Raw genomic sequence first — 13,741 nt, 5'->3', positions numbered from 1 at the left:
AAGCCACCTAAATTTTTTCACGCAATCACCACACATTTTCTCGTGGACTCCGTGCGCCTAACCCGCCAGCCTTTAGCCATAAAGCTTCCGAGCTTTGTATGGTGAAGTGTTCAGCACAGTGTGTAAAGCACCCGTTTTTGTGGTGCTGTTATGTCTTTGAAACGATTGAGGATTTTTCTGAAACTTCGAGCTTATGATTCCGTTGCTCTAACCACCTGTACCCATTCGCAGCTGTGAATGATGGAAAACCAAGTTATCCCTAAAGATTAGGGTGGAATTTGGTAACCATGGGCTTTCAATATCTCTTTGGCTTTAGGGGATTGCATAAACTCATAGAGCCGTATTGCATCAGGGGTGGGATTTTTAATGAGCACCATCCGTTGTTTAATGGACTGATAGCCTTCGGTTAGTTCAGTAGAGGAGATCTGTTTAGCAACTGAGGGAGATTTCGCAATGGAGAGGGCGGTAAAGCCAATATCAGCAGAGCCAGTCGTTACAAACATCGCTGCCATGGCAACATTGTCGGCATACACAATCTTCGAGTTTGCCAACCCCCATAAATTACTAGCTTTTAAATACTCAACACTGGCACGTCCATAAGGGGCAAGTTCGGGCTTTGCTAGAGCAATCTTGTTGGCTTTCCTAATGACATCTGCAATTTTGTCTTTAGAGTCATCCAGAGTAATTCCTTTGCCTTTATTAGCAATCAGCGCTAATTTTCCAATCGCATAAACAGTGCCCTCATTGACCGTTTTCCCCTTTTTAAAAAGCTCAAGAGGATATTGCTCGTCTGCAGAGATAAATAAGTGAAACGGGGCGCCGTTCATGATTTGTGAGGCAAAGTTTCCGGAGGAGCCATAGATGACCTTTAATTCCCCCTTGTTTTCCTTCTGGAACTGATTCTGGATCTCAATAAATGCCTCTTTCATATTGGCTGCCACGACGACAAAGCTTGCTTGAGCGTGAACAAGCCCTGCAAAGAATGAACAAAAAAGAACTAGTAGGAATTTTGGAATCATGAAGTCAGTTGCCGAATTTTGAAGAGCAAAGTGAGGTTGGTCTCAATCGCTAAGATTTGTTCGATTAAAGCAGCTCGCATTTTCAGATCAGCATTGCCAATCAATTGATTGCGGTGGCATTGATACAACTTGAAAAACATATCCTCTGTAAGCCCAAATTGTTCCCAATCGAACATCATATTGAGTTGCGCCTCGCGTAATGCCTTTTGGGCAGACCCTGAATCGGGATGTTTGGCTTGGCTCAAGATGTGGTCTGAGTTTTTAAAAAGAGTCACTTTAAGTTCTTCAAAGCGTTGCTTGATAGCTTCATGACGAGTTCGTTCAACCTCATCCATATCAGTAAATAGCAGACTCGTAAATGCTTCAATCTCTCGATACCTTGCTTCTAAGGCATCGATCTTGGTGGACGTTTTTAAATCATGCTCTTCTAAAAACATCGAATCGTTATCCAAGTTGCTTTACAAAGCGGCCATCTTCCATCTCGGCTTTGGGTCGAACCCACAAGGTCTGGTTACGAAGCGCTTCATAGATGTATACATCTTCTAAATTAGCCTCTATCTTCCCTAAGCCAATTACGCGATAGTGTCCACCTGACTTGAGATGAATTAATTGGTCGCCTGCCTGAAATTTTGCTGTTGATGTCATCAGAAATTTATATGGATAGCCTATAAAATCCACACTTTACATGGAACTTAACAAAGGTTGGTAATGAATTTATTCACTCCCGTTACGCTTGGCTTACTCTCTCTTGAAAACCGAATCTTGATGGCACCACTAACCCGGATGCGTGCGGGTGATGATGGCGTCCCAGGACCATTGGCAGCAGAGTACTATGCACAGCGTGCTTCCGCTGGTCTCATTATTAGTGAAGCAACACAGATCTCACCATTGGGTAAAGGCTATCCAGCAACCCCCGGTATTTACAGCGACTCTCAAGTGGCTGCGTGGCGGACAGTGACTGATGCAGTGCATGCGCGGGGTGGCAAAATCGTTTTGCAGTTATGGCATGTTGGGCGCATTTCTCACTCCTCACTTCATCCAGATGAAGGCTTGCCAGTTGCTCCCTCAGCCATTCAACCCGCAGGCAAGGTATATACCGCATCTTGGTCCTTGGCCGAGTACGAAACTCCAAGAGCATTAACCCTTGAAGAGATTGGGCAGTTGAAGGCTGATTATGTGCATGCTGCCCATCAGGCTAAAGCCGCTGGGTTTGATGGCGTCGAGTTGCACGCAGCGAATGGTTACTTGTTAGACCAGTTTTTACAAGATCGCACGAATCAGCGCACGGATGCATATGGCGGATCGATTGCCAATCGGTGCAAATTAGTCTTGGAAATACTAGAGGCGATTATTCCGGTATGGGGTAGTGGTCGCGTCGGAATCCGTTTATCGCCTTATGGCACATTCAACGACATTGCCGATTCCGATCCGAAAGCTTTATTTGCCCATTTGATCAACGCACTCAATCGATTCAATCTTTCTTATCTGCATTTGATTGAGCCACGCGCAACCACAGCGGGCGGCAGTGATCAATTGGTGGCTGATGCGCCACGAACAGGCCAACTGTTTCGTTCTTTATTTACTGGGAAGGTGGTATTGGCTGGTGGTTTTGACCAAGCCAGTGCTGAGAAAGCGATTGCTGATGGCGAGGCCGATGCGATTGCATTTGGCAGACTGTTTATTGCTAATCCCGATTTGCCAAAACGCTTTGAGTTAAAAGCCCCATTAAACCCCTATCAGCGCGCCACCTTTTATGGCGGCAATGAAAAGGGTTACACCGATTATCCGGCGCTATAAGTCCATTCATTACAATGGAGGGATTGATTCTTATATGCGAACCCCCGAATAGTTATGGCCACCTATCAAACAGAGCGCGTGCTCTCTGTCAAACACTGGAACGAAAGTTTATTTAGCTTTACAACGACCCGCAATCGTGGGCTACGTTTTCGTAACGGCCATTTTTTAATGATCGGCCTTGAGGTGGATGGTAAGCCATTAGCTCGTGCCTATAGTGTAGTGAGTCCGAACTATGAGGAGCATTTGGAGTTCTTTAGTATCAAAGTACCCAATGGTCCATTAACCTCGCGGCTTCAGCATATTCAGGTGGGCGATTCCATTCTTGTGAGCGAGAAATCCGTTGGCACCTTGGTGATTGATGATCTGAATCCAGGAAAGCATTTATATCTATTTAGCACTGGAACCGGCTTAGCTCCATTTCTGAGTATTATTCGCGACCCAGATACCTATGAGCGGTTTGAGAAAATCGTTTTAGTTCATGGTGTGCGCGTAGTGAGTGAGCTTGCCTATCAGGACTACCTTACAAACGAATTGCCCAATGATGAGTTTTTGGGAGAGTTGGTACGTAATCAACTCATTTATTACCCCACAGTAACTCGTGAAGCCTATTCCCATACTGGCCGCTTAACTACCGCAATTGAATCCGGAAAACTGTTTACTGATATTGGATTGCCACCGCTCGATCCTGCAGTGGATCGCGCCATGATCTGTGGCAGCCCTGCAATGCTGAAAGAAACCAGTGAGTTATTGGATCAACGGGGCTTTAAGGTCTCTCCATCCTCCGGAGAGCTGGGCGACTACGTCTTCGAGCGGGCTTTTGTCGAGAAGTAATCTAAAAAAGAAGCCCCTTGCGGGGCTTAAATTCAAAGGAAATAAATCAGCCTTCATTTAAGAGCAAGGCTGTCAATTTCACTATACAGATTTATCAGTAATTAAAAACCCTAGGTTGGGCCCTGTGATTTTGGTGATAAACCACTAGAATTCAATGATCATGCGCATTGAAGATACCGATCCAGCCCGTCACAACGCCATTGAGTACCCCATGGAGGTAGGCGCACCGAAATTTGCGCCGGTTCCGATTCGCGAGGAAAAAGATAAAGCGATCAATATTGCTAGGGCGCATGCCAATCAAGAATATGAGCGCATCATGGAGCAGGCCGCAGTATTGATGCGTCAAGCGAAAGCGCTGCAAGCGCGCTTAGATGCAACCGAAATGGTTCATGCGGCCAAGTTTAGTTTCAGCCCAGTCTATGGCAAAAAATATTATTTGTATCAAGATGAGAGCGTCGGCTCTTATCGTTTGGTTCAAAACGCTCCCAGTGAATGGAGTTGCGGTATTCCAGCAGGCTGGTCTTTTTGCCAGGTGGTTCGTAAGTTAGGCGACAGTACCTGGGAAGTGGTGGAAGACTAAATCAACGAGGTGAAGATATGAAAAAGTCGGATAGCCGTTGTTGTGGATCCGGTGTTTGCATCATCAATGACGCTGGTGAGTGCTGGTGTGGCCAAAAATGGGATGGTGAAAAAATGGTTCATATGCCATTAAATCTTGGTGAACCCCAAGACGAGGCCATGCAAGTCAAGCTTGAAAGCAAAAACGATCAGGCCTAATTAGTTCCCTTGACGCTTTTTGTGCAGATAGGCAATGGCCCGAAAGTGGGCATATGCCATCACAACAGCTAAAACAGCGACGGAGTACTTGAGGGGAATCCGAAAGAGCATCTCTAAGAGTAGGGCAAAGAAAAATGCCCATGCCATCATGCTCAGATACGAGATGGCAATAAAAAAATCTCGTAATTTTGATCGATCCAAAAAGCGTGAATACACCATGCCGATGGGTATTAACGCAATCAATAGATACAAAACCATTCGCATTGCAGGCCACTCCTTTTGGGAAGAGTGTAAACAGTTTTATCTTATGAGGAAATTTCGACCGGGGCTAGAGTACTTACCTGTTGATTTGGCTCTGATGGTTTGGGTATCAACGGGCAGTTTTGATGAGAGTCACAGCCATGCTCGGCAGCGCAAACGGCGGCCGATTGCTTGGGGTCTAAGCGGGCACCGGTTTGTTCACAAAATAATATAAGTCGCATTTTTACCTCGAGTTGATCTTAGTCTAGCAAGAGGTAGATCTGATAATTTGCGCTAGATCAAAAAATCAGTTGGTTTTGCTTGCCCAAAGGCGTCTTTCCCTCCGAGAACCGTCCGATTAGACCGCTCTCCTTGAACGATCTCTCTTTATTCGTGGGTACTATTCGAATTCCTAAATCACTCTTATACTTATTTGTCAAATATTGGAGGAGCCATGTTCTTAAAAACCATACTCAGTTGCCTTGCTGTCGGAATCACCATCATTGGATTGTTAATGTTCTTTGATTCGCAAGATGCAACTGTATTTACCATCGGGATCATTAGTTATTTCCTGATCGCTTTATCGTCAAGCATCAAATGCAAATGCTTGAATTCACTTCGTTCGTAATTAACCTCCTAGGAAAGAATATGAAGATTAAATTGGCTATTGGTGTGAGTGCAGTCGTTTTGGGTTTAACGGCCTGTGGTGGCGGTCCTAAGGTCATGACCGAGCGTATGCCCGAGTCTGGATTTCTGCCAAATTACAACGTGCTGCAGGTGGTAGGTAATACGCCTAAAGATATACGGGCTTGGCGCTATATCAAGCCAGGCATTCAAGCATCGAGTTATACCGCGGTCATGATTGATCCTGTTTACTTAAATCAGACCGAGTACACCAAAGAAATTACCCCTGAGGTGATTGCGCAGACCAAGAAAATTTTAGAAGAGGCGATGCGCCAAGCTGTTCAAAGACGCTCTGATATTAAGTTGGTCGATAAGCCTGGCCCTGGCGTAGCAAGGGTAGCTGTTGGTATCACTGGTGCTGAGTTATCGGCTGATGGTCTTAAGCCTTGGAACTTTACTCCGATTGGATTGGCTGCGAATGCGGCTGCATTTGCAACGGGCAACAATTCAAAAACGCCTGCTTTGGTCGTTGAAAATCGCGTGACCGACAGCCAAACCAAAGAATTTATTGCGGGCGGTATGGTCGCTGTGCAGGGTGAGCCCTTCCGTCTGGGTTCAAGCTCCGTTGGCGCCTTTCAGGATATGACGCGGCGTATCGTAGTGTTTGCAATGGAGTCGCCCTTAAAGCCGTTACCTGGCTCTGCGATGAAATAATTGAGACCTAGTTAGGAAATCATCCATGCGTCATTTTGTGATTCAGTGTCTGATGGTTTGTACCGGATTCTTATCCGGTGCAAGCCTTGCTCAATTACCGCCCAGTAAGACGCAAGGGGATACAACCTTTATTACTGGCGGCATTGGCAGTGATGAGTCTAGTGCCATGTTTGCGGCTGCTAAAAAGTGGTCACTACTTATTGAGATGTCGGAGATTGATGGAAGTGGCCGTGGCGTTTGGATTGCGGGTATTGATATTCGTGTGCAGAACGCCAAACAACAATCCATCCTAGAGACCGTATGCGATGGACCCTTAATGCTTCTCAATGCCCCGCCAGGACAATACACTGTTGAGGCAAGTTATCAGGGCAAATTACTTAAGCGCAATGTGGTCCTCAAAGAAGGCGATCCACAAAAGCTGACCTTATTCTGGCGCCCTTAAGAAGTTCCTAAAATTGGGGGGAGGAGTTTAGTGAGAGCGGCGCGCTGACTCGTTGCTGATCCCGCTAGGGCAAAGCCGATGAGTTCAGATTGATCGTTATGAAAGAGCCCCTCAATCCCGCCGTCTAAATGCTTGATTGACCATGAGCCAGAGCTTCCTATCGGTGGAGGCGAAACAATCAAGGGCAATGAGGGCGTTTTAATCATTACCGGCATCGCTGGATAGACTAAAGATGCGTTTTGTCCAGCCAAAACCATGGCCAAGGTGCGAGCAGCTTGCATGATTGGCATTACGTACGGAAGAACCTGACCCTCAACCTCTGCACAATCACCCAGGCTATAGATGTTCTGGACGCTGGTTTCTAACTGACGATTTACAACAATCCCGCGATTAATGGTGATGCCCGCTTCTTTGGCCAATTGAACCCTGGGGGCTAGCCCCAGTGCTGATAGCACCAGATCGGCACTGATTGATTGACCATTTCTTAATGAAATTTGTAGATGATCGCCATCGTGAGAAATCGATTGAATACTGGTTCCTAAATGCCAAAGGACACCAAGACTGGATAGCTGCTGCTCAAGTGCTTGCGCAATGGGTTTTGGCAATAGGCGACTCAAGACCTGGTCTACAAGATCAATTACTTCAACCTGATAACCACCGAGTGCCAAATCGTTTGCAAATTCACAACCAATCAAACCCGCGCCAAGAATCACCACTTTTTTCTTGCCATCGAGTTGTGTGCGGAAGTTGGCGTAATCGTGCAAATCATTGACCGATTGAATCGCATCGCTAGCGTCCCCATCGATCGAAATGCGGATTTGATCAGCACCAAGCGCTAAGACTAATTGGCTATATCCAATATCAATTGATTGATCATCGCTAAGGACTACAGAAATCATTTGATGCTTCGGCTCAATCCTCTTAACAGTTGCATGGGCATGCAAAGTGAGATTGAATTGCTCAGCCATTTTGGCTCCCGAGCTGGTGACAAGTTGCTCGGCAGATTTTTGACCAGCAATCGCAGTCGATAGCATTGGCTTGGAATAAAAATCACCCGACTCTTGGGTAATTACGGTAATGGGATGCTCTGAATTGAGCTTGCGGTATTCACGAATCAGGGTATAGGCTGCGAGGCCGCTTCCGATAATAACAATTGGTTTAATCATGCGATCTAAAAATTTCTAATGTTCTGTAAAAGACAGTATTGTGAACCCAATCACATGACTGCCCAAGACTAGACATGCTTTATGGTGTGATGGCAAGCAATTCCTGAAAGGAATCAATGCTTGTAATGCCTTTGATCTGCGTCAGTTGGGGTGATTTGGGATCAATCACAAATGCTTTATCTACCAGCTTTAGCATATGGAGATCATTGAGATTATCCCCAATGGCCCAAACCTCTTTAAAGCTAGGCCTTGATTTCTTGGTCAGAAAGCGATTTGCGACATGGCTTTTGCACGCCAGCGATCGATCGCTAGACCCGTCGGGCAGAAAATCAGAATTAATGCGAAGTTGGCCCGTGCAGATATCATTTTGGAAGTGGAGGACATGTGCAATCGCAAAATCTGCAAAGATCCGACGCCTCATAATTTCAGCGGCAATAAAGTAGCTATCAGAAACAATCCCAACCATGAAGCCCCGGCGTTTCATCTCATTGACTAACTCAATGACCCCTAGACGAATCGGTAATCCCATTGCCACTTTTTCAAATTGATTGCGATGGGTGAACTTAAAAATCTCCGCTATTTTTTGACTACGGGTACCCGAATCATCTTGGGGGTTGTCTAATAAAGCGTTTAAGGTTTCGTGGGTATTGGTAAATTTGGCTAAATCGACAACAAATCGGTTGGGTGTAATCGTGCCATCCATATCCAGCAGTAGGACTTTGTCACGATTTTTTTGGCGCGAGATGATGAAATCAAAGGAAGCTGATGCTTGGCGTTGCATTTCATACATTTCACTAATTTGCTCAACGTGCAGACGCCCAGCCTCTTTCGAATAGAAATGAATGACTCTGGCCACTTCATTGGCCATATACGTTAGATCATGGAGTGGCTGACTCTCATGCTCTAGGGAGCCAATATCCACTTCTGCGATACGCGCACCTTTCTGGAATGCGCCCAATAAAAGTCCAATATCAACCCCGTAGCCATTTTCAAAGTGCAGGTTTTTGAGGAGACTTGCCTTGGCAGCAATGATTCCACCGAGGGGTTGGTTAATGTGGGCAAGTTCCGGAAAGAAAACTTTCAACATGGGTTTTGCCGTTAGTTCTGTTACCCGACCCCCACCTCGGCCAAATTTGGCTTTCACAAAATCGGCCCGATCTTTTTGCAATGGCTCAAGCATGGCTGCGACTAGGTTCTCATTGAGGTCTTTTAAGTCACCATCCAAATAAAGAATGTACTCATGCTGGGCAACCATTAGGCCATCATGCATGGACGCCCCTTTGCCTAGCATGGAACTCCGTATTACTCGGGCTCCTGACTGCTTGGCTAGTTCAGCAGTTCGATCAATCGAACTATCGTCAACCACAATGACTTCTTTGGTCAACTTATCTTTAAGCGCAAAGGCAATCACCGAGGATATTTGCCTCTCTTCATTGAGCGCTGGAATGATGACACTCAATGAGATTGCTTGAGGTTTACTCGACTCTTTCTTGCGATCAGGCTGGATTAGTTTTGCTGGAAACAAACGTTCACTTTGAACGCGAAGATAATGCTTGAACCGTTTCCATAGCCGCATTAGGAAAATAAACATATTTTCTCCTGCTGATTTTTGGATGGTCAGTATACCGACATCTCCTGTCAATTTTGCTTGACACCCAAGCAAAACATGAGATGCATTCCTAAGTAAATGAATTTACTTGGATTTAAATTTCTTCCAAAGTTCTTTCAGAAAAATCCAAAGCGCAGGTAAGCCAGGAATAATGATCATTGCGAGTGCAACGATTGAGAAATTACTCTTCACCCACGGATGCTCGCCGATCAAAAAACCAAGGCCTGTTAGGCTGCAGACCCAGATGATGCCGCCAATAATGTTATAGAAAACAAATACGGGGTAGCGCATCTGGGCCACGCCGGCTACAAAGGGGGCAAACGTTCTGACAAATGGCAAAAATCGACCAATCACAATGGTGATGGGGCCGTATTTTTCATAAAAGGCATGTGCTTGATCAAAGGCTTTCTTATTAAACCAGCGTGAGTTTTCCCAAGAGAAGACTTTATTGCCCACAAAACGCCCAACTGAGTAGTTCACGGCATCACCCAAAATGGCCGCACTGGTCAGTAAGACCATGAGTACCGGAAGACTTAGATCACCCGCTGCAGTGAGTGCGCCCGCGACAAAGAGCAAGGAGTCGCCGGGCAGAAAGGGCATGATGACAAGCCCAGTTTCAACAAAGATGATCGTAAAGAGCAGAACATAGATCCAGGTGCCCCATTGATTGGCAATGAGTGCCAAGTTCTTATCAAGATTGAGAAATAAATCGATGAGGTAAGAAAAGTCCAAGATTTGCCTTTAATGTATTGCTGGCATTGTAATGATATTGGCTAATGATGAAAAAGCTCTAGAATGCAGCCATGCAATACATATTTACTTTTATCCAAATCACTTTTGGTTTGTGGGTGGTCTTTAATCTTTACCAACTCGTGGTGAGTTTCTATCGATGGCGTAATGACCCGAATCCAGATTACACCTTTTTAATCTTTTTGCAGGAGCGTTTAGGGGCTCTAGGAAATACTTTTGTGCACACCTTTGTCTACACAATACTGGCGATCGGTGCTGGCTATTTAATCTACGAATTTATTGCAATGCTCATGGAGTAGTTTTGATATTTGGTAGTAGGGCATTTAAGTTTTCTCCGCTATACCGTGGTTTAAGACCAATTTCTTCAAAAGGTAGCAAATAACGATTGACCCAAAAGGTATCAAATCCAAACCAGTTGGCACCAATAATGTCCCAGGCATTACAGGATATAAATAACACCTGATCTTTTGCCACGGAGAAGTGCTTGAGAACCAATTGATAACTGGCAGGTGTAATTTTGAACTGCCGTGCTTCGTCAACTGAGATCACTGCATCAAAATATTCCTTGAGCTGACTATGGCCAAGGGCTGTCGATAGCATTTCGGTGTTGCCGTTTGATAGTACACAGGTTTTTAAACCCATTCTTTTTACTTCCCCAAGCACCTGCTTAGATTCTGTAAATGGATCTAAATGGGCGTATTGCTGAAGTAACTGAGCCTCATTTTCCCTCGTAAGATTGAGCTTGAGTTGCTTACAACTAAAACGCAATGCTGCAATGGTGATATCCCAAAACGACTGATAGTGTTGACTACCCTCTGCATTTGGATCTGCTAGGGAGATCAGGCGTGTGTATTCGAGCTGTTTATCCCGCCAGAGCTGCGATAAGGATTTTCCATGCCCCGGAAACAATTGCTCAGCACTCGCCGTAACCGCAAACACATCCAGCAGGGTTCCATAGGCATCAAACGCAATTAGTTGGTATTTCATGGGCGGAGTAGTTGACTAGAAATCAAGGTAAATAAGCGAATAATCTTATTGTATTGATTCAAGAGTACATCGTGTTCATAATGAAATGGTACCGATACATAACGTAAGCGAGGTATTCACTCAATGGAATCCACAGATCTACAAAAAGTGACTCCCATATCGTACAGCCTTGTACAAAACCTACGTCAGCAGTTAATGCGCGTACTACCTTTTTCAAAAATGGCAGAGCAGGACGTCGATTTCTTCTTGCGCCATTCTGTTGAATCGTACTTTGCTCCCGAAGAAATTATTCTTTCTCCAGCAGACGGTGTACCAAAGATGCTTTATCTGATTCGACAAGGGAGGGTATCGGGTCGCCGTTTGATTCCTGGCTTTGAAGAGACTGGATTTGAGCTGGACCCGGGCGATCTGTTGGCAGTTAGCGCATGTTATGGAGGGCTTCCAAGCACAGTGAAGTACGTGGCAATCGATGACTGTTTTTGCTTAGCCTTACCGATAGAGCGTATGCATGAGCTCGCTAAGCGATCCAAGCCCTTCAGTGACTTTTTAAATAACCGTATCTTGAAGCTACTTGAGGAATCTAGAACGGCTTTGCGTAATAGTTTTGCTTCTCAAGCCTTAACTGAGCAGTCTCTTGAAAGTCCAATGCGCGATCTGGCGCTCAAAAAGCCGATTTCAGTTCGCCCTGACACCCCATTGAAGGTTGCATTGCAATTAATTCATGATAAAAAAGTGGGCTCTGTTTTGGTGGTGGATGAGGGCGGAACTATTGTCGGCATCTTGACCCGCTACGATATCTTGAGTCGGGTAACGCTTGCCCAAGTTTCCCTCGAAATACCGATATCTCAAGTCATGTCGCGTGATGTTAAAACTGTATCCATTGACGATACTGCTGAGACCGCTGGCCTAACGATGTCGCGTTATCACATTCGTCACTTACCAGTGTTGCGCGGCAAGGAACTGGTTGGCATTATTTCGGAGCGTGATTTATTTTCTTTGCAGCGTTTATCACTTAACAATATCAGCAGTTCAATCCGGTCGGCCGAAGATGTGGATAGCTTAAAAGAATGCGCTAGTAATATACGTAAATTTGCGCGCAATCTTTTAGGTCAGGGTGTGCAAGCGCGCCAGTTAACCGCCCTAATTAGTCATCTCAATGATGTATTAACAGCTCAACTGATTGCTATCTTTGCCAAGCAACATGATTTGAGTATGGACCGATTTGCATGGATCTCGCTTGGTTCGGAGGGTCGTAGCGAACAAACGATTGCGACTGATCAAGATAACGCACTTATTTTGATGGATTCTGAGATTTCCCACAAAGCGCGCTATCTTGCCTTTGCCAAAGACGTTAATCATGCTCTTGACGCGTGTGGTTACCCTTTATGTAAGGGCAATATCATGGCGAGCAACCCTGAGCTTTGCATTAGCCAACAGGAGTGGTTGCAACGCTTTGCACGTTGGATTGAACAAGGTAATCCAGAGGATCTTCTTAATGCCAGCATCTTCTTTGACTTTAGAGCGCTTGCTGGTAATGAGTCTTTGCTTGAGCCATTACGCAATTATGTTGTGAAGCACGCAGAGGCTACCCCACGATTTATTAAATTATTGGTTGAAAATTCCTTACAGTGGAAAGTGCCATTTAATTGGTTTGGTAGCCTAGAAACCAAAGAGCTTGATGGGAAGAAAACCATCGATATTAAGTTACAGGGCACAGCGATTATGGTTGACTGCGCACGGATTTATTCATTAGCTCATGGTATTAGTGCCGTCAATACACGTGAGCGACTCGCTGCAATTGGCCGTGCATTAAAGCTCAATGAATCAGAGAGCATTGCATGGATTGCAGCCTTTGAGTATTTACAAACCTTACGCTTAGCTGCGCAAATTGATGGTCATGCGATCGGCGGCAATCCCAATGCAGTGGATGTGGAGCAATTAAATTCGGTTGATAAGACTATTCTGCGGGAGTCATTATCTGAAGTGCGCAATCTGCAACAGCGTTTAGAGCTTGATTATGTTCGCTAGTTTATTGGCGCGTTTTGGTTTTTCATCACCAGTGCCTGAACCCAATCGCTGGGTTGTACTCGACGTTGAAACAACTGGCCTTGATCCCCATCGCGATCGACTATTAGCGATTGCGGCGATTGCTGTCGAGGTGGGGCCAGGCTTTACTCGGCCCGCGATTATTTTGGGAGATAGTTACGAAGCCGTTCTCCGCCAAGAGTTTGCATCCGATAAGGACAATATATTGGTGCATCACATTGGCGCAGGGGCTCAAAAGCAAGGTAGACCAGCCGTTGAGGTGTTAGAGGAGTTTCGTCACTGGGTTGGTGATTCTCCCTTGTTGGCATTTCATGCGCCTTTTGATCACGCCATGATTAATCGTGCATATCAGCAACTTCACTTACCACCATTGAGTAATGATTGGATTGATATTGAGCCTTTAGCTGCTTTATCAGGATTAAAGCCAAAGGCACGTGCTTTAGACGATTGGCTGTCACACTTTGGAATTGAGTGCGCAGTTCGCCATCAAGCAGCGGCCGATACTTTGGCAACCTGTGAGTTACTGCTTTGCCTATGGAGCTCAATTACACGCGAGGCGAATAGCCTTAAAGCGCTTAAAACCCTGGCCAAGCACGGGGCTTGGATTCCTAGAACGTAAGCTTAGATTGACATACCTAGGGTAAGTACTAGATCCCAAGGGATTTATTTATCACGACCTAGGGTAAGCACCGATTTGGGTGTTTTTGCACCCCAACCATAATCCCCATTGGTTTTTTCA

At 45.4% G+C, this 13,741-nt stretch carries 18 protein-coding genes; 9 read left to right on the top strand and 9 right to left on the bottom strand.

Features of this window, described 5'->3' with window-relative positions:
- Positions 1-266 precede the first annotated feature (266 nt).
- The 3 genes from modA to QUE64_RS07925 are packed head-to-tail and all read right to left on the bottom strand — an operon-like array spanning position 267 to position 1,664.
- Positions 267-1,019: a molybdate ABC transporter substrate-binding protein gene (gene modA, locus QUE64_RS07935; protein ID WP_286225227.1), complete on the bottom strand. Its 753-nt coding sequence runs from the start codon at positions 1,017-1,019 to the stop codon at positions 267-269.
- Positions 1,016-1,456 (bottom strand): hypothetical protein, encoded by a 441-nt coding sequence (locus QUE64_RS07930; RefSeq protein ID WP_286225226.1) that lies wholly within the window; start codon positions 1,454-1,456, stop codon positions 1,016-1,018. The genes modA and QUE64_RS07930 overlap by 4 nt, the downstream gene beginning before the upstream one ends.
- Before the next feature lie 7 nt (positions 1,457-1,463).
- Complete coding sequence (locus tag QUE64_RS07925; RefSeq protein WP_286225225.1) at positions 1,464-1,664, bottom strand: DUF1653 domain-containing protein; 201 nt, start codon at positions 1,662-1,664, stop codon at positions 1,464-1,466.
- Positions 1,665-1,727: 63 nt separating this feature from the next.
- Here QUE64_RS07925 and QUE64_RS07920 point away from each other — a divergent pair, with 63 nt between their 5' ends.
- The 4 genes from QUE64_RS07920 (at position 1,728) to QUE64_RS07905 (ending at position 4,424) form a co-directional block, all read left to right on the top strand.
- Positions 1,728-2,816, top strand: a complete 1,089-nt coding sequence (locus QUE64_RS07920; RefSeq protein ID WP_286225224.1) for an alkene reductase — start codon at positions 1,728-1,730, stop codon at positions 2,814-2,816.
- A gap of 54 nt (positions 2,817-2,870) precedes the next feature.
- Positions 2,871-3,647: a ferredoxin--NADP reductase gene (locus QUE64_RS07915; RefSeq protein WP_286225223.1), complete on the top strand. Its 777-nt coding sequence runs from the start codon at positions 2,871-2,873 to the stop codon at positions 3,645-3,647.
- 160 nt (positions 3,648-3,807) lie between these two features.
- Positions 3,808-4,227 carry a DUF2452 domain-containing protein gene (locus tag QUE64_RS07910; protein ID WP_286223510.1) on the top strand — a complete coding sequence of 140 codons (420 nt, stop codon included), beginning with the start codon at positions 3,808-3,810 and terminating at the stop codon, positions 4,225-4,227.
- Between the two features lie 17 nt (positions 4,228-4,244).
- Positions 4,245-4,424: a hypothetical protein gene (locus tag QUE64_RS07905; RefSeq protein WP_286225222.1), complete on the top strand. Its 180-nt coding sequence runs from the start codon at positions 4,245-4,247 to the stop codon at positions 4,422-4,424.
- Here the strand turns inward: QUE64_RS07905 and QUE64_RS07900 are convergent, their stop codons facing one another.
- Complete coding sequence (locus QUE64_RS07900; RefSeq protein ID WP_286225221.1) at positions 4,425-4,688, bottom strand: hypothetical protein; 264 nt, start codon at positions 4,686-4,688, stop codon at positions 4,425-4,427.
- 41 nt (positions 4,689-4,729) lie between these two features.
- Positions 4,730-4,906, bottom strand: coding sequence for a hypothetical protein (locus QUE64_RS07895; protein WP_286225220.1), 177 nt, complete (start codon positions 4,904-4,906; stop codon positions 4,730-4,732).
- Between the two features lie 406 nt (positions 4,907-5,312).
- Here QUE64_RS07895 and QUE64_RS07890 point away from each other — a divergent pair, with 406 nt between their 5' ends.
- Positions 5,313-6,002 carry a DUF3313 domain-containing protein gene (locus QUE64_RS07890; protein ID WP_286223507.1) on the top strand — a complete coding sequence of 230 codons (690 nt, stop codon included), beginning with the start codon at positions 5,313-5,315 and terminating at the stop codon, positions 6,000-6,002.
- Positions 6,003-6,027: 25 nt separating this feature from the next.
- Positions 6,028-6,444: a peptidase associated/transthyretin-like domain-containing protein gene (locus QUE64_RS07885; RefSeq protein WP_286225219.1), complete on the top strand. Its 417-nt coding sequence runs from the start codon at positions 6,028-6,030 to the stop codon at positions 6,442-6,444.
- On the opposite strand, the gene QUE64_RS07880 is transcribed toward QUE64_RS07885, so the two are convergent.
- From QUE64_RS07880 to QUE64_RS07870, 3 genes are all read right to left on the bottom strand, one after another.
- Positions 6,441-7,610, bottom strand: a complete 1,170-nt coding sequence (locus QUE64_RS07880) for an FAD-dependent oxidoreductase (protein WP_286225218.1) — start codon at positions 7,608-7,610, stop codon at positions 6,441-6,443. The two genes, QUE64_RS07885 and QUE64_RS07880, sit on opposite strands and share 4 nt — an antisense overlap.
- A gap of 79 nt (positions 7,611-7,689) precedes the next feature.
- The gene (locus QUE64_RS07875) at positions 7,690-9,201 is read right to left on the bottom strand and encodes a glycosyltransferase (protein ID WP_286225217.1); all 1,512 of its coding nucleotides are present in this window, start codon (positions 9,199-9,201) and stop codon (positions 7,690-7,692) included.
- Positions 9,202-9,303: 102 nt separating this feature from the next.
- Complete coding sequence (locus QUE64_RS07870; protein WP_458574684.1) at positions 9,304-9,951, bottom strand: VTT domain-containing protein; 648 nt, start codon at positions 9,949-9,951, stop codon at positions 9,304-9,306.
- 71 nt (positions 9,952-10,022) lie between these two features.
- Between QUE64_RS07870 and QUE64_RS07865 the strand changes: the two genes are divergently transcribed.
- Positions 10,023-10,268, top strand: coding sequence for a hypothetical protein (locus QUE64_RS07865; protein ID WP_286223503.1), 246 nt, complete (start codon positions 10,023-10,025; stop codon positions 10,266-10,268).
- Here the strand turns inward: QUE64_RS07865 and QUE64_RS07860 are convergent.
- A complete protein-coding gene (locus QUE64_RS07860) occupies positions 10,258-10,956 on the bottom strand; it encodes a haloacid dehalogenase type II (RefSeq protein ID WP_286225216.1) in 699 nt (232 codons plus the stop codon). The genes QUE64_RS07865 and QUE64_RS07860 overlap by 11 nt on opposite strands.
- A 123-nt stretch (positions 10,957-11,079) precedes the next feature.
- Between QUE64_RS07860 and QUE64_RS07855 the strand changes: the two genes are divergently transcribed.
- Positions 11,080-12,984, top strand: coding sequence for a DUF294 nucleotidyltransferase-like domain-containing protein (locus QUE64_RS07855; protein ID WP_286225215.1), 1,905 nt, complete (start codon positions 11,080-11,082; stop codon positions 12,982-12,984).
- Positions 12,974-13,621 (top strand): 3'-5' exonuclease, encoded by a 648-nt coding sequence (locus tag QUE64_RS07850; protein WP_286225214.1) that lies wholly within the window; start codon positions 12,974-12,976, stop codon positions 13,619-13,621. The genes QUE64_RS07855 and QUE64_RS07850 overlap by 11 nt, the downstream gene beginning before the upstream one ends.
- Positions 13,622-13,741 lie beyond the last annotated feature (120 nt).

The sequence above is a fragment of the Polynucleobacter sp. HIN7 genome, from assembly GCF_030297595.1.
Taxonomy (GTDB): Bacteria; Pseudomonadota; Gammaproteobacteria; order Burkholderiales; family Burkholderiaceae; genus Polynucleobacter.
This window is presented reverse-complemented; position numbering and strand designations above follow the sequence as displayed.

What these genes read in the sequence shown, in the direction of transcription:
- modA (WP_286225227.1), bottom strand. Translation starts at nt 1,019, where the DNA reads ATGATTCCAAAATTCCTACTAGTTCTTTTTTGTTCATTCTTTGCAGGG.
- QUE64_RS07930 (WP_286225226.1), bottom strand. Translation starts at nt 1,456, where the DNA reads ATGTTTTTAGAAGAGCATGATTTAAAAACGTCCACCAAGATCGATGCC.
- QUE64_RS07925 (WP_286225225.1), bottom strand. Translation starts at nt 1,664, where the DNA reads ATGACATCAACAGCAAAATTTCAGGCAGGCGACCAATTAATTCATCTC.
- QUE64_RS07920 (WP_286225224.1), top strand. Translation starts at nt 1,728, where the DNA reads ATGAATTTATTCACTCCCGTTACGCTTGGCTTACTCTCTCTTGAAAAC.
- QUE64_RS07915 (WP_286225223.1), top strand. Translation starts at nt 2,871, where the DNA reads ATGGCCACCTATCAAACAGAGCGCGTGCTCTCTGTCAAACACTGGAAC.
- QUE64_RS07910 (WP_286223510.1), top strand. Translation starts at nt 3,808, where the DNA reads ATGCGCATTGAAGATACCGATCCAGCCCGTCACAACGCCATTGAGTAC.
- QUE64_RS07905 (WP_286225222.1), top strand. Translation starts at nt 4,245, where the DNA reads ATGAAAAAGTCGGATAGCCGTTGTTGTGGATCCGGTGTTTGCATCATC.
- QUE64_RS07900 (WP_286225221.1), bottom strand. Translation starts at nt 4,688, where the DNA reads ATGCGAATGGTTTTGTATCTATTGATTGCGTTAATACCCATCGGCATG.
- QUE64_RS07895 (WP_286225220.1), bottom strand. Translation starts at nt 4,906, where the DNA reads ATGCGACTTATATTATTTTGTGAACAAACCGGTGCCCGCTTAGACCCC.
- QUE64_RS07890 (WP_286223507.1), top strand. Translation starts at nt 5,313, where the DNA reads ATGAAGATTAAATTGGCTATTGGTGTGAGTGCAGTCGTTTTGGGTTTA.
- QUE64_RS07885 (WP_286225219.1), top strand. Translation starts at nt 6,028, where the DNA reads ATGCGTCATTTTGTGATTCAGTGTCTGATGGTTTGTACCGGATTCTTA.
- QUE64_RS07880 (WP_286225218.1), bottom strand. Translation starts at nt 7,610, where the DNA reads ATGATTAAACCAATTGTTATTATCGGAAGCGGCCTCGCAGCCTATACC.
- QUE64_RS07875 (WP_286225217.1), bottom strand. Translation starts at nt 9,201, where the DNA reads ATGTTTATTTTCCTAATGCGGCTATGGAAACGGTTCAAGCATTATCTT.
- QUE64_RS07865 (WP_286223503.1), top strand. Translation starts at nt 10,023, where the DNA reads ATGCAATACATATTTACTTTTATCCAAATCACTTTTGGTTTGTGGGTG.
- QUE64_RS07860 (WP_286225216.1), bottom strand. Translation starts at nt 10,956, where the DNA reads ATGAAATACCAACTAATTGCGTTTGATGCCTATGGAACCCTGCTGGAT.
- QUE64_RS07855 (WP_286225215.1), top strand. Translation starts at nt 11,080, where the DNA reads ATGGAATCCACAGATCTACAAAAAGTGACTCCCATATCGTACAGCCTT.
- QUE64_RS07850 (WP_286225214.1), top strand. Translation starts at nt 12,974, where the DNA reads ATGTTCGCTAGTTTATTGGCGCGTTTTGGTTTTTCATCACCAGTGCCT.